Here is a 13,154-nt window from a genome sequence, read left to right as displayed (position 1 = left end):
CTCCACGGACGAGGCTTTCGCGCGGGTTCAGCAAGGCGGAGGGACATGGCGGAGAGTGTACCCCAGGGATCCGGAGAACGAATTGGCTGGTGGATTCAAAAGCAAAAGCATTTTTAGCCACCGATTTCAGCGATTTCAGTGATTCCTGCTCCCAGGCAGCACGGGCTCCATGGGGGGTGTCAGGGCCGCGCCCTTTTGGGGGTGCGCGGCCCTGGCACCCCCCATGACTTCCGGCGCAGCCGGAAGCCGCCTGTGGCGGGCCCGCGCGGGAAGCATCCGAGGCCCAATCACCGTCATCACTGTAATCAGTGGCTAAAAAAGCCTTTCGCCGAGAATCAGCCGAGTCGCGTCAGCGGCTGAAGAAGGGATCCAGGATGACGGCGGCGGTGAGGACGAGGGCGAAGAGGTTGATGTTCATGAAGACGCGGCGGTAGAGGGGGGCGTCCTGGCCCTCCTTCAGCAGCGGCAGGGAGCCGGCAATGAGCCAGGCGGCGCCCAGGCCCAGCATGATCTCCGCCGGCCAGGACACCAGCACCCGGAACAGGGGCAGCAGGCCGCAGGCGGCGGCGGTGCCGCAGGTCCAGGTGAAGGTGAGGCGCGACAGGCGCGGTCGACCGAAGACCGAGACCAGCGTGGGGAAGCCGGCCTTCTCGTACCCCTCGGCGTGGAGGCCCACCAGCAGCCAGAAGTGCGGCACCTGCCAGATGAAGAAGACGAAGGCCAACGCGAGAACGGAAGGATCCGCCACGCTGCCGCCCGCGGCTGTCCAGCCGATGGCGGGGGGCAGGGCCCCGATGAGCGAACCCGGCACCACCGCGAAGGCGCTCAGGCGTTTCAGGGGCGTGTAGAAGCCGTTGTACCAGCCCAGGGCCAATGCCCCCAGCAGGGCCGAGGTGAGGTTGTGGGCCGCCAGCAGGACCACGAAGCCTGACATGGCCAGGATCACCGCCACCAGGGTGGCGTGGCCCGCGGAGATGTCGCCGTGGGGGATGGGCCGGCTGGCGGTGCGGGGCATCAGCGCGTCGTAGCGGCGCTCCTGCACCTCGTTGAGGGCGCTGGAGCCCATGGCCAGGAGCAGGATGCCGATGAGCGTGGTGACCAGGCCCGCGTCCACGCCGCGGAGGAAGGCCACGTAGCCCGCCGCCGCCGTGAAGGTGGAGGCCCCGGAGATGCGCAGCTTGGTCAGTTCCAGGAAAGTGGAGACCGGACTGGGTTTGGGAAGGGCCATGGCGGCTGGGCTCAATGGGGCTCTCGTGGCGTGGTTGCGGCTGGCAGGTTTTAAAAAAAAGAGGAACACAGAGGACACAGAATTCTCACAGAGGGGCACAGAGGGAAAGCAGGCGTTTCAATGAAAGTCATTTCTCTGCGTTCTCTGTGTGATCTCTGCGTCCTCTGTGTTCCGCATTTCTTTAGTTCAAGGTCTTGATGTAGCGCACGACCTCGGCGAGTTCCTGCTCCGTCAGCGGCGTCTGGGGCATGGCGGGCGGGTAGCCGCGCACCACCTGCTCCATGGGGCTGGTGATGGCCCGGCGGAGGTAGACGTCGTCCACGGTGACGGTCTTGGCGGCCCCTGCCATGAGGACTTCCTGCTGCTTGCCGTACAGGGCCTTGAGGGTGGGACCGACTTTCGGCTTGCCGTCCACGGAATGGCAGGCGAGGCAGCCCTTGGACGTCAGCACGGCGAGGCCGGGGGGCAGATCCTTGAGGTCCGGATGGGCCTCGGCGGCGCGGAAGCTCTTGCCGGGCTCGGGGGCATCCTCGCCGCCGAAGTACCAGGCCTTGAACTCATCCTCGGGTACCACGATGACCTTGCTCAGCATGAGGCTGTGGTCCACACCGCAGATGACCGTGCACTCGATGTCGTACGAGCCCAGCTTGGTGGCTTGGAACCAGGTGGTGTTGGTGCGGGCCGGCACGGCATCGATCTTCAGGCGGAAGGACGGGATGAAGAAGCCGTGCACCACGTCGGCGCTACGGACTTCCATCTTCATGGGCTTGTTGATGGGGGCGAAGAGGACCTTGCTCTTCTTGCCGTTGGGGTATTCGAAGGACCAGGCCCACTGGCGGGCGGTGACGTTCACGACCATGGCGTCCCGGGGGGCCTGGCGCATGTATTCGTAGTTGGTCCAGCCGTAGTAGAAGATCGACAGGAACAGCACGAGGGGCACCGTGGTCCACAGGATCTCGAGGCCCAGGTGGCCTTCGATCTGCTCGGCGACCGGGTGGCGCTTCTTGCTGTAGCGCACCACGAAATAGATCATCAACGCCGTGATGAAGATGAGGAACGCGACGGAGAGGCCGAACACGTAGAAGAAGACCGCATCGGACTTCTGGGCCGAAAGGGCGGCTTGATTCATCCAGTCCATGGGTGCCTCAGTGGAAAGCGACGTCGGAGAAGAGCAGGGCGAAGAAGATCAGCAGCGTGCCCAGGGTCACCAGGATCACGATCTTGAGCAGCGGGCCTTCGTATTTCAGGTGCATGAAAAAGTAGAACACCAGGCCCGCCTTGAGGGGGGTCATGGTCAGCAGGCCCCAGACGGCGTAGGTCTGGCTGACGTGGCTCATGCCCACCAGACCGGCGGTGAGGATCAACAGGGCCACCCAGACCTTGATGAAGGTGCCGTAGCCCGGGTGCTCGGCCGGGTGCTCGGGCTGCTGGACGGTATTGAGATCGGCGTGTTCGCTCATGGTCATGCCCTTACGCGGCCAGGTAGAACAGCGGGAGGAGGAAGATCCAGATGACGTCCACCAGATGCCAGTAGAGGCCGCTGTTCTCCAGGTGGATGTAGCGGTCCGGGCGGATGCGGTCCGTGGCCACCCACCAGAGCATGACGCTCAGGACCGAGAGTCCGGCGATGACGTGGAGTCCGTGGAGGCCGGTCATCGTGAAGTAGAGGCCGAAGAAGACCTGCTCGCCTGGGGGCAGCGTGGCCAGGTGGGGAGCGCTCGGATAGAGGCCGTGGTGGAACTTGGCGGCCCACTCGAAGGACTTGATGATCAGGAACGTGACGCCCAGGACCAGGGTGGTGCTGAGGAAAGCCATCGCCCGCTTCTTCTCGGCCCGCTGGATGGCCACGATGGCGAGCACCACCGTGAGGCTGCTGGTCAGCAGCACCACGGTGTTGATGACGCCCAGGGTGGCGTTCAGCTCGGCGCCGCCGTGGTGGAAGTCGACCGGGTACTTGTACCGCATGTAGGAGTAGCCGATGAAGAGGCCGCCGAACAGGACGATCTCCGTCACCAGGAACAGCCACATGCCGAGCCGGGCGCCAAAGTCGTCGCGATGGACGTGCTCGCTCATTGGGACTCCTGCTCAAAGTGGTAGGGGCCGTGGGTGATGGTGGGGATGGTGTCGAAGTTCTCCTTGGGGGGCGGGCTGGGGATGGTCCATTCCAGCGTCACGCCGCCCCAGGGGTTGTCCTCGGCCTTCTCGCCCTTGAAGAGCGCGTAGAGCAGCGTTCCGAAGAAGGCGAGGAGGCCCAGCACCAGGAACCAGCTGCCGACGGTGGCCACCACATGCATGGTGTGGAACTGCGGCAGGTGGACGAAGTAGCGGCGGGGCATGCCCATCATGCCGAGGATCAGCATGCCGAAGTAGAGCATGTTGAAGCCGATGAACATGGGAAACCAGGCGGCGTAGATGGCCTTCTTGGAGTACATCTTCCCGAACATCTTGGGGAACCAGTAGAGCAGGGCCGCGAAGAACGCGAAGCCGGTGCCGCCGAACATCACGTAGTGGAAGTGGCCCACGATGAAGTAGGTGTCGTGGATGTGCACGTTGATGGCCAATGCCCCCTGCATGACGCCCGTGAGGCCGCCGATGGCGAAGAGGAAGATGAAGGTGAGGGCGAAGAGCAGGGGCGGCTGGAAGTCGATGCTGCCCTTGTAGAGGGTGGCGACCCAGTTGAAGACCTTGATGGCGCTAGGCACGGCCACGATCATCGTCAGCAGCGAGAAGATCATGGTGGCCAGGTTGCTCATGCCGGAGGTGAACATGTGGTGAGCCCAGACCAGGCTGCCCACACCGGCGATGGCCATGCTGGAGAACGCGATGGCCTTGTAGCCGAAGATGGTGCGCTTGGCGAAGGTGGGGATGATCTCGGTGATGGCGCCCATGGCCGGCAGGATCATGATGTAGACCGCTGGGTGCGAGTAGATCCAGAACAGGTGCTGGTAGAGCAGGGGGTCGCCGCCCTTGGCGGGATCGAAGATGCCGATGCCGAAGAACCGTTCGAGGATGACGAGCACCAGCGTGATGGCCAGGATGGGCGTAGCCAGGAGCTGGATCCAGGAGGTGGAGTACAGGGCCCAGCACATGAGCGGCATGCGGAACCACTTCATGCCCGGCGCCCGCAGCCGGTGGATGGTGGTGATGAAGTTGATGCCCGTGAGCATGGACGAGAAGCCCAGCACAAAGGCGCCGAACACCGCCAGGCTCACGTTGGTGCCTGTCTTCAGGCTGAAGGGTGCATAGAAGGTCCAGCCCGTGTCGGGCGCGCCGCCGCCGGTGAACAGCGACAGCACGGCCAGGGTGGCCCCGATCATGAAGAAGTACCAGGACGCCAGGTTGAGGCGTGGGAAGGCCACGTCCTTGGCGCCGATCAGGATCGGCAGGAAGAAGTTCCCGAAGACGGCGGGCAGGCCGGGGATGACGAACAGGAAGATCATGATCACGCCGTGGACCGTGAACAGGGCGTTGTAGGTCCGGGCGGTGATCAGGTGCTGGAAGGGGGTCAGCTGCACCAGGCGCATGACGAAGCCGATGCCTACGCCGACGAAGAAGAAACTGAGCATCGACACGAGGTAGAGCACCCCGACGCGCTTGTGGTCGGTGGAGGTCAGCCAGGCCAGGAGGCCTTTGCGCGAGCCGGTGTCCACCAGATAACTCGGCTGGGGAGTGGCGGCGTGGGTGGTCATTCGGTCTCCTCTGGCTTGGTCTTGCGGCCCCGGCGGATGAGGGCGACCACGAAGATCAGGGCGGCCAGGATGATGACGGTGGCGCCGATGCTGGTGGTGTTCAGGACGTACTTGCGCCCCGCGGGGTCATAGCTGAAGCAGAACTTCAGGAACTTGTTGATGGTGGGCTGGGCCTCGCCGCGGGCGGCTTCCTGGGCGGCCAGCTGGAGGTCCGCCGGCAGGTAGGTCACGCCGTACATGTAGCGCGTCACCTTGCCTTGGGGGCTGAGGAAGATGATGGCGGCGGCGTGGACGAAGTCCTCGCCCACCTGCTTGTATTTGAAACCGACAGCATCGGCCAGGGCGTGAGTGGTGGCCGCGGGGCCCGTGAGGAACCGCCAGGCGGCCGGGGGGAAGGGCCGCGTGAGCTCGCCCAGGTAGTTGGTGCGCTTCTGGGCGGCCATCTCGGGCGTGTCCCGCCCGTCGAAGCTGACCGTGATGACCTGGAAATCCTTCCCGGGCTCGGCCTGGGTGCGGTTGAGCACTTCAACCACGCCGTTGAGTTGGGGGGTGCAGATGCCGGCGCAACGGAAGTAATTCAGGGTCAGGATGGTGGGCTTGTCGATGAGCTGGCGGAGGGTGACGGGCTGGCCGTCTTCGCCATTCAGGACCAGGTCAAGAGGCACCGTGGCGCCGAGCTTCTCGTCGATGCCCACTTCCTGGGGGGTGAAGGAAGGGGTAGCCGGACCCTCGACGGGTCTGGGAGCGGGAACCGGAGGCGGCTTGGGGGCCTGGGCCTGGGCGGGGGCGCACAGGAGCGCTGCGGCAAAGGCCAGAGGTGAAAGGATTGAGTGGATCTGGCGGAGCTTCATGGCCGGGCCTCCGTCCGAGGTTGGGGGTGGGCCTCGGCGTACTCGCGGCAGAGAATGTCCACGGCGCGGGCGACGGGGATGCGGTTGGGGATGACTTCACCGGCGCTGGCGAAGAGCTTCTCCAGCGCGGCGGTGGCCTTCGGATCGCTGGCGCCGTGGTCGAAGGCGCCCAGCGACTGCACGACGTGGACGAGGGCCATGCGGTCCCGTTTCGAGAGATCCGTGTAGGCCACCATGGAGCTGCCCTTGATGCCCTCGTTCAGGGTCTTGTAGATGTCCTCAATGCGGGTGCCGTTCTTCCAGCCCGCGTTTTGCGTGAAGTTGCGGGGCATGGGGTTGAGGCCCTTTCCTGCCGGTCCATCGCCTTTGCCCTCGGGGCCATGGCAGGTGGCGCAGGTCTGCGCGAAGATCGCCTTGCCGCGGGCCATGAGGGCCGGATTGGGGGTCATCACGGTCTTGGGATCGATGGGCGGGATGATCTGGCGGGCCTGGGCGGGGTAGTCCGTGGGATCCAGCCAGCCGGTTTCGCCCTGCACGGCCTGGATGGGCACGGCGTCAGGCTGCGTGTAGGCCTGGTAGCGCAGACCTGGCAGCACGGTGAAGCCGAAGAAGGCGACGATCGTGATGAAGCAGACCACCAGCAGCAGGGCGGACAGCAGGCGCTTCAGCTCTTCGGGGGAGAGGTAATCGTGGATCTTCATAGGCGGAACTCCAGGCCCTCGCGGAGGAAGGGATCGCCGATGGGCATGTCCTCACCCTTCTGCATGGCGCCGCGGACCCAGAGGAGGATCCCGCCCAGGAAGAAGAGGGCGAAGCTGAGCTCGGGCCAGGAGAGGCGTGGCGTGCCGAGGATGGGGAAGATGAGCCAGTAGATGTCAAGCACATGCGCCCCGAGCATCAGGTAGGCCACGCGCCTCAGGCGCCGGGGGTCCTTCTTGGAATCCCGGGTCACCAGGGCGAAGAAGGGCAGCACGAAGTGCAGGCCAGCCAGGACCAGCGTGATGAGGTGCCAGGAGCCCTGGAGGCGCACCTTGTACCAGATGACCTCATCCGGCAGGTTCGCGTACCACATGAGCATGTACTGGGCGAAGCCGATGTAGGACCAGAACACCGTGAAGGCGAAAAGGAAGCCCCCCAGGTTGTAGAGGTGGTCGCCCCGCACGCCCTCCAGCCGGCCCTGATCCTGAAGGTGCAGGATCGCGAGGGCCGTGGCCGCCAGGCCGCTGAGGAAGGCGCCGGCGAAGACGTAGACGCCGAAGATGTCGCTGTACCACTCGGGCGTGAGGCCGGAGAGCCAGTCGAAGGCGATCAGGGTGATCACCAGGGCGAAGATGGCCATGAAGGCTGGCGCGAACTTGCGGGCCCGGAAGTTGAAGGCGGGGTCCTTCGTGGTGTCCTGCTTGAGGGAGCCGCCCACCAGCAACCAGAGGCCGAGGATGCAGAGGACGAAGGAGATCACCGTGCGCACGGAGAAAAAGGGCAGGCTCAGCCAGAAGGCCTTGCCGGCCAGCAGCGGGTGCCGGGCCGCCTCGGGCCGGGAACCGGGGTAGAGCACGGGGAGGGCCGCCAGGGCGATGAGGCCGATGGGGACCGCGGGAATGAGGACGGTGGCCAGACGCTCGGGAATGCGCCGGATGGGGACGCTCCACTTGGCACTGACGAGGTGCTCCAGGGCCACGATGAACAGCGACCCCAGGCCCAGGGTGATGAGCAGCACGAACCAGAGGATCCAATTGGCCCAGAAGCGCTCGGGGCCGGCGGCGGCATAGGTGCCGAGGACGCCCAGGGCGCCCAGGGCCACGGCGCCCCAGAGCAGGTTGGCAGTGTTCTTGGTCTGGCTCATCGGGTGGCCACCTTCAGATCCTCATCCTTGGCGTTCTGGGCGCGCTGGAGGGCGCGCACGTAATCGACCACGGCCCAGCGCTCCCGCTCGGAGAGGTAGGGGGCGTGGGAGGGCATGGCGTTCTTGCCGTTCACGATGGCCCAGTAGATCTTGCCGTCGGGATAATCCAGGAACTGCTGGGCCTGCAGGTTGGCAGGCTTGGCCCCGTAGGCCGCCGTCAGGCTGCCGACGCCGTTGGCCAGGGCGCCGTGGCACACCTCGCAGCGGTTGGTGAAGACCTTCTTCCCGAGGGCGAAGACCTCCGGCGTGCGCGGCAGCGGGTTCACCAGCGAGGCCGCCTCCTCCTGGGTGCCCGTGGCCGTGGGCAGGTAGCCCCGGGCCACGGTGCCCGCGACGGGCTGCTGCATGCCGTGACCGTCCTTGAAGAAGCTGGAGGCCTTCTGGGCATCCAGCCGAGGCTGGTCCTGGATGTACTTCATGGGGGCCAGCACGGGGAACCACTTGGTGGCGAAGTACATCGCCAGCCCGGCCACCACGCAGGCGGTGAAGATGCCACCCAGGGTCCGCAGGATGTAGTCGCTGGTGAGGAAGGGGCTGCGGTCCGGCGCGGGCAGGACTTCGACCTCGATGGCGCCGGCCGCACGGAGGACCTGGGCGGCGGCGGCGCTGTCGAAGGCCTCGCTCTCGGCCTCCAGGGCCACGACGTAGCGGTCCCTCGTGATGCCCTTGATGGACTTGGACGAGAGCACCGGGTGGCCGAAGAAGGGCAGCTTGTTCAGGAGGAACAGCATTCCCAGACCCGCCGTGAAGGTGGCGAAGAGCACCGTCACTTCGAACATGATGGGGATGAAGGCTTCCCAGGATCCGGCCGACTTGCCGCCGGTGATGATCGGGTAGTCGATGGCGCTGATCCAGTACTGGAAGCCGAAGGCTGTGATGGCGCCCAGGATGCCCATCACCAGCACCATGCCGCCCAGGGGCGAGCGGCGCAGGCCCAGGGCCTCCTCGATGCCGTGGATGGCGTAGGGCGTGTAGGCCTCCACGGTGCCCAGCTTGCTGGCGCGCACCTTGGGGATGGCCTGCATCAAGGCATCGGGCGTGTCGAAGACGCCGAGAACCGAATACGAGGTCTCAGACATGGTGGTCGTCTCCATGGTGAGAGGGCTGGGCGCCGGGGAGGATCGCCTTCACCTCGGTGGTGGCGATGACTGGGAGCACCCGGGCGAAGAGCAGGACGAGCGTGAAGAAGATCCCGAAGGTGCCCAGGAGGACGCCGAAGTCGATCATGGTCGGTTTGTAGATGCGCCACGCGGAGGGCAGGTAGTCCTGGTGCAGCGAGACCACGATGATGACGAAGCGCTCGAACCACATGCCGATGGTCACGCCCACGGCCACCAGGATCATCCAGAAGTAGCTGGCGCGGGCCTTCTTGAACCAGAGGATCTGCGGGATGAAGATGTTGCAGCTGATGGTGACCCACCCGGCCCAGCCGTAGGTGCCGCTGATGATGTTCATGAAGCTGTGGTGGAGGTACTCGTTCATCGAGTACCAGGCCGTGAAGCCCTCCATCATGTAGCTGTAGCCCATGAGGCAGCTCATGGCGAGGATGACCTTGTTCATCACGTCCAGGTGGCGCATGGTGATGAGGTTCTTGAGCTGCATGGTCTCGCGGACGACCACCAGCACCATCACCACCATGGCGAAACCGGCGAAGATGGCGCCCGCCACGAAGTAGGGCGGGAAGATGGTCATGTGCCAGCCGGGCACCACGGAGGTGGCGAAGTCGAAGCTCACCACCGAGTGCACGGAGAGCACCAGGCCCGTGGCCAGGCCCGCCAACAGCAGGTAGGCTTTTTCGTAGTGCTGCCAGTGGGAGGCGGCACCGCGCCAGCCCATGGCCAGCACGGTGTAGATGACCTTCCGGACCTTGCCGGTCGCCCGGTCGCGCATGGAGGCGATGTCGGGGATCAGGCCCAGGTACCAGAACATCGCGGACACGGAGAAGTAGGTGTTCACCGCGAAGACGTCCCAGAGCAGGGGCGAGCGGAAGTTGGTCCAGAGGGCCCGCTGGTTCGGGTAGGGGAACAGCCAGTAGGCCAGCCAGGGCCGGCCGATGTGGATCAGGGGGAAGATCACGGCGCAGATGACCGCGAAGATGGTCATGGCCTCGGCGAAGCGCGCAATGGCGTTGCGCCAGCGCTTGCGGAACAGGAAGAGGATGGCCGAGATCAGCGTGCCGGCGTGGCCAATGCCTACCCAGAACACGAAGTTGATGATGTCGAAGGCCCAGAACACGGGGCTGGTGTTGCCCCAGGCGCCGATGCCGGTGACGAAGACGTAGCCGATGCAGCCGACGCCGATGATGAGGGCCGTGAGGGTGACGGCCAGGCCGATGTACCACTGCTTCGGGGGCCGGGTCTCGGGGAAGGCCAGCACCTGATCGTCCAGGCTGCCGGGCGTGACCACACCCACGGTGAGGGCCGGCTCGATCAGGGCCTCCGGGATGTCGCCGGACAGGATGGCGGCATCAGGCTTCATGGTGACCTCCCTCAAGAGCGGGATTCTTCAGATCGGCCAGGTAGGTGATGGCGGGCTTGACGCCCAGCTCCTCCAGCACGCGGTAGGCGCGGGTGGCGGCCACCAGCTGGGAGACCTTGCTCTTGGGATCCTTCAGGTCGCCGAACACGATGGCGTCCGAGGGGCAGCCGGCCATGCAGGCGGTGGTGATCTCGCCGTCGAGGATGGCGCGGCCCTCACCCTTGGCGCGGATCTTCCCGTCGTTGATGCGCTGGACGCAGAAGGAGCACTTTTCCATGATGCCGCGGGGCCGGACCGTGACCTCGGGGTTGTAGACCAGGGTCTCGGGCTCGGTCTTGAAGGCGGTGTACTCGAGGAAATTGAAGCGCCGCACCTTGTAGGGGCAGTTGTTGGCGCAGTAGCGGGTGCCCACGCAGCGGTTGTAGGCCATCTGGTTGAGACCTTCAGCGCTGTGATTCGTGGCGTTCACTGGGCACACGTTCTCGCAGGGCGCGTTGTCGCAGTGCTGGCACAGCATCGGCTGGTGCACCACCTTCGGGTTCTCCAGCTCGCCCTCGTAGTAGCGGTCGATGCGGATCCAGTGCATCTCGCGGCCCCGGGCCACCTGCTCGGGTCCCACGGTGGCCACGTTGTTCTCGGACTGGCAGGCCACCATGCAGGCAGAGCAGCCTACGCAGGCCGCCAGATCGATGACCATGCCCCACTTGTGGTCCGGGAACCGCTGCTCTTCGTAGAGCGTCACCAGTTCGGGCCGGTGGTGGTGACCCTGGGGATCGTGGGCGAACTCGTCCATGGTGAGCGAGCGGACGAGGTCGCGGCCCTCCATGCGATGGTGGCTCTGGGTGCGGGAGAGGGTCTTCTTGCCGCCCGCCTTGGCCAGCCTTGCGCCGCTGCGCACGTGGGTGCTGGCGGGCTCCAGGCCCACCAGGGGGAAGGCATTGACGCCCATGCCCTTGGCCACGCCGCCGGTGGTGCGGCCGTAGCCGAGGGCCAGGGCCAGCACGCCCTGGGCCTGGCCGGGCTGGATGACCGCGGGCAGCTTCAGGGTGATGCCGTCCAGGGACAGGTTGACCAGATCTCCCTCTTCGATGCCCAGGGCCTTGGCATCCTGCACGGACACGGCCACCGGGTTGTCCCAGGTCATCTTCGAGATGGGGTCCGGCGTTTCCTGGAGCCAGCTGTTGTTGGCGTGGCGGCCATCGTGGGTGGCGAAGCCGGGGAAGAGCACCAGCTCCAGGCCCTCGGCCCTGCTTGCGGCGGCCCGCTTGGCGGCGGCGGCCACGGAGGCGCCCTTGAACGAAGGCGCGGAGGCCTTGGCCTCGCCCTTCACCAGGCCGTCATGGAGGGCCTGCTCGAAGGACGTGCCGAAGGGCAGCTCCTTCTTCCACCGGGCCTGCAGGTAGGCGTGGTAGCCGTCGGGAACGGCGGCGCCGAGGGCCTTGAGGACATCCAGCAGGACGTCCTCGCCCTGGCGGGTGTCGTAGAGCGTGCCGATGGTGGGCTGCTGCAGGACGGCAGCGCTGGGCGTGCTGAAGTCGCCCCAGCTCTCCAGCCAGTGGTTTTCGGGCAGCAGCAACTGGCACTGGGCGGCGGTCTCATCTTCCACCTGGCCGATCCAGGCCCGGACGGGCACCTTGGCCACAGCATCTTTCCAGGCGGCGGCCTGCGGGAAGGTGTAGGCAGGGTTCACATCCCAGAAGAGGACGGCGGCGAAGCGGCCCGCCGCCATGCCCTGGACGGCGGTTTCGAGCTCCTTCACGGTGGCCAGGGGCTCGGCCGGGATGGCCGCGACGGCCTCGGAACCCAGCATGGCATTCAGCAGATGCGCGGCCTGGTGCACCTCGGCGGGCATCTGGGCCCCGCAGAGAACCACGGCCTGACGACCTGCGGCCTTGAGATCCTTCACGAGGCTGGCCCAGGTAGCCTGCGGAATTTCCGCGGGCGCGCCCGTGGAAACCCCGGATAGATCTGTGCCTGCGGGCAGTGCGACGCCCTTGCCTGCCAGTTCTTTCGCCAGGGCGAAAGCCATGGCGCCAAGGCGCGAGGGTGAAACAGGAACCCGCTCATCTGCATTGGTGCCCGTCAGCGTCAGGGGGCCTTCCAGCACCCAGAGGCGGTTGATGGACTCCTGCGCGCTTTTCAACCTCCGCTTGGCGCCCCAGGCGCCAAGCGCTTCCGGATCCTCGCCATTGAGGAAGTCCGCGCCAAGGGACAGGATGACCTTGGCCTTGGCCAGCCGTGGCTGGAGGTCCACGGCCTGCCCGAAGCTGGCCAGGGCGGCCACCTCGACCGCGTCACCGGCGGCGGGTTCGTAGGCCAGGTGCTCCAGGGTGGGTAGGGCAGTCTTGAGGTCCGCCAGCAGGGCCTTGCGGCTGGGCGAAGCCACCGCGCCGGAGATGAGGAGCACAGGCTTGCCGGCGGCCTTGGCTCCAGTGAGCGCGGCGTGGAGATGACCTTCTGCCTCGGCCCAGCTCACCACGCGGCCACTGGCCTTCGGGGCGCGCAGGCGATCGGGATCGTAGAGGCGCAGCACGTCGGCCATGGTGCGGGGGCTGGTCTTGCCCTTCACGCCGGGGTGTTCGTCGTTGCCCGTGAGGTGAATCGGGCGGCCCTCGCGCGTCTTCACCAGCACGGGATAGACGCGGCGGCCTTCCTGGTGGGCGCTGGCGTAGTAGTTGGCCACGCCGGGGATCACCTCGACGGGGCGCTTGGTGTAGGGCACCACGGTGCCCTGGCCCTTGCGGTCGCAGGCCACGGTGGCGGCCAGCGCGGCGGCCGCGCTCACCAGGCCCAGGAAGTCGCGCCGGGAGACGCCGCTCTGGGGCGGCAGGCCGTGGACATCGTTGTAGTCCGGGCCCATGTTGAAGGATGGCGGGATGGCGCCGGGCAGGAACTCGTCGTGGGCGGCCTGCTGGGCCTCGGGCGTCTCGATGCGCTCTTCGAGGGTCCGCCAGAAGCGGGGGGTCTCAAGGGGGCCGTGTTCGGGAAGTCGTGTCTTCATCGGG

General features: G+C 66.1%; 11 protein-coding genes. All 11 read right to left on the bottom strand.

Annotation, left to right across the window (positions count from 1 at the left end):
• Positions 1-349 precede the first annotated feature (349 nt).
• On the bottom strand, positions 350-1,228 hold the full coding sequence (locus NOV74_RS15050) for a protoheme IX farnesyltransferase (RefSeq protein ID WP_257314197.1): 879 nt from the start codon (positions 1,226-1,228) through the stop codon (positions 350-352).
• A 181-nt stretch (positions 1,229-1,409) separates the two neighbouring features.
• Positions 1,410-2,366: a cytochrome c oxidase subunit II gene (gene coxB, locus NOV74_RS15045; RefSeq protein ID WP_257314194.1), complete on the bottom strand. Its 957-nt coding sequence runs from the start codon at positions 2,364-2,366 to the stop codon at positions 1,410-1,412.
• A gap of 7 nt (positions 2,367-2,373) precedes the next feature.
• Positions 2,374-2,688, bottom strand: a complete 315-nt coding sequence (locus NOV74_RS15040; protein WP_257314191.1) for a cytochrome C oxidase subunit IV family protein — start codon at positions 2,686-2,688, stop codon at positions 2,374-2,376.
• Positions 2,689-2,698: 10 nt separating this feature from the next.
• Positions 2,699-3,301: a cytochrome c oxidase subunit 3 family protein gene (locus NOV74_RS15035; protein ID WP_257314188.1), complete on the bottom strand. Its 603-nt coding sequence runs from the start codon at positions 3,299-3,301 to the stop codon at positions 2,699-2,701.
• Positions 3,298-4,917 carry a cytochrome c oxidase subunit I gene (locus tag NOV74_RS15030; protein WP_257314185.1) on the bottom strand — a complete coding sequence of 540 codons (1,620 nt, stop codon included), beginning with the start codon at positions 4,915-4,917 and terminating at the stop codon, positions 3,298-3,300. Before NOV74_RS15030 ends, NOV74_RS15035 begins: the two co-directional genes overlap by 4 nt.
• The gene (locus NOV74_RS15025) at positions 4,914-5,768 is read right to left on the bottom strand and encodes an SCO family protein (RefSeq protein ID WP_257314182.1); all 855 of its coding nucleotides are present in this window, start codon (positions 5,766-5,768) and stop codon (positions 4,914-4,916) included. The genes NOV74_RS15030 and NOV74_RS15025 overlap by 4 nt, the downstream gene beginning before the upstream one ends.
• Entirely contained in the window at positions 5,765-6,469 is a 705-nt protein-coding gene (locus NOV74_RS15020) for a c-type cytochrome (RefSeq protein WP_257314180.1), read from the bottom strand. The genes NOV74_RS15025 and NOV74_RS15020 overlap by 4 nt, the downstream gene beginning before the upstream one ends.
• Complete coding sequence (locus NOV74_RS15015; RefSeq protein WP_257314178.1) at positions 6,466-7,611, bottom strand: class-II aminoacyl-tRNA synthetase family protein; 1,146 nt, start codon at positions 7,609-7,611, stop codon at positions 6,466-6,468. Before NOV74_RS15015 ends, NOV74_RS15020 begins: the two co-directional genes overlap by 4 nt.
• The gene (locus NOV74_RS15010) at positions 7,608-8,750 is read right to left on the bottom strand and encodes a quinol:electron acceptor oxidoreductase subunit ActD (RefSeq protein ID WP_257314176.1); all 1,143 of its coding nucleotides are present in this window, start codon (positions 8,748-8,750) and stop codon (positions 7,608-7,610) included. Before NOV74_RS15010 ends, NOV74_RS15015 begins: the two co-directional genes overlap by 4 nt.
• Complete coding sequence (gene nrfD / locus NOV74_RS15005) at positions 8,743-10,149, bottom strand: NrfD/PsrC family molybdoenzyme membrane anchor subunit (protein WP_257314174.1); 1,407 nt, start codon at positions 10,147-10,149, stop codon at positions 8,743-8,745. The genes NOV74_RS15010 and nrfD overlap by 8 nt, the downstream gene beginning before the upstream one ends.
• Positions 10,139-13,150 carry a TAT-variant-translocated molybdopterin oxidoreductase gene (locus tag NOV74_RS15000; RefSeq protein WP_257314172.1) on the bottom strand — a complete coding sequence of 1,004 codons (3,012 nt, stop codon included), beginning with the start codon at positions 13,148-13,150 and terminating at the stop codon, positions 10,139-10,141. Before NOV74_RS15000 ends, nrfD begins: the two co-directional genes overlap by 11 nt.
• Positions 13,151-13,154: the final 4 nt, after the last annotated feature.

The sequence above is a fragment of the Geothrix fuzhouensis genome, assembly GCF_024609325.1.
GTDB lineage: Bacteria > Acidobacteriota > Holophagae > Holophagales > Holophagaceae > Geothrix > Geothrix fuzhouensis.
The sequence above is the reverse complement of the archived record's forward strand: the minus strand, read 5'-3'. Positions and strand labels throughout refer to the sequence as shown.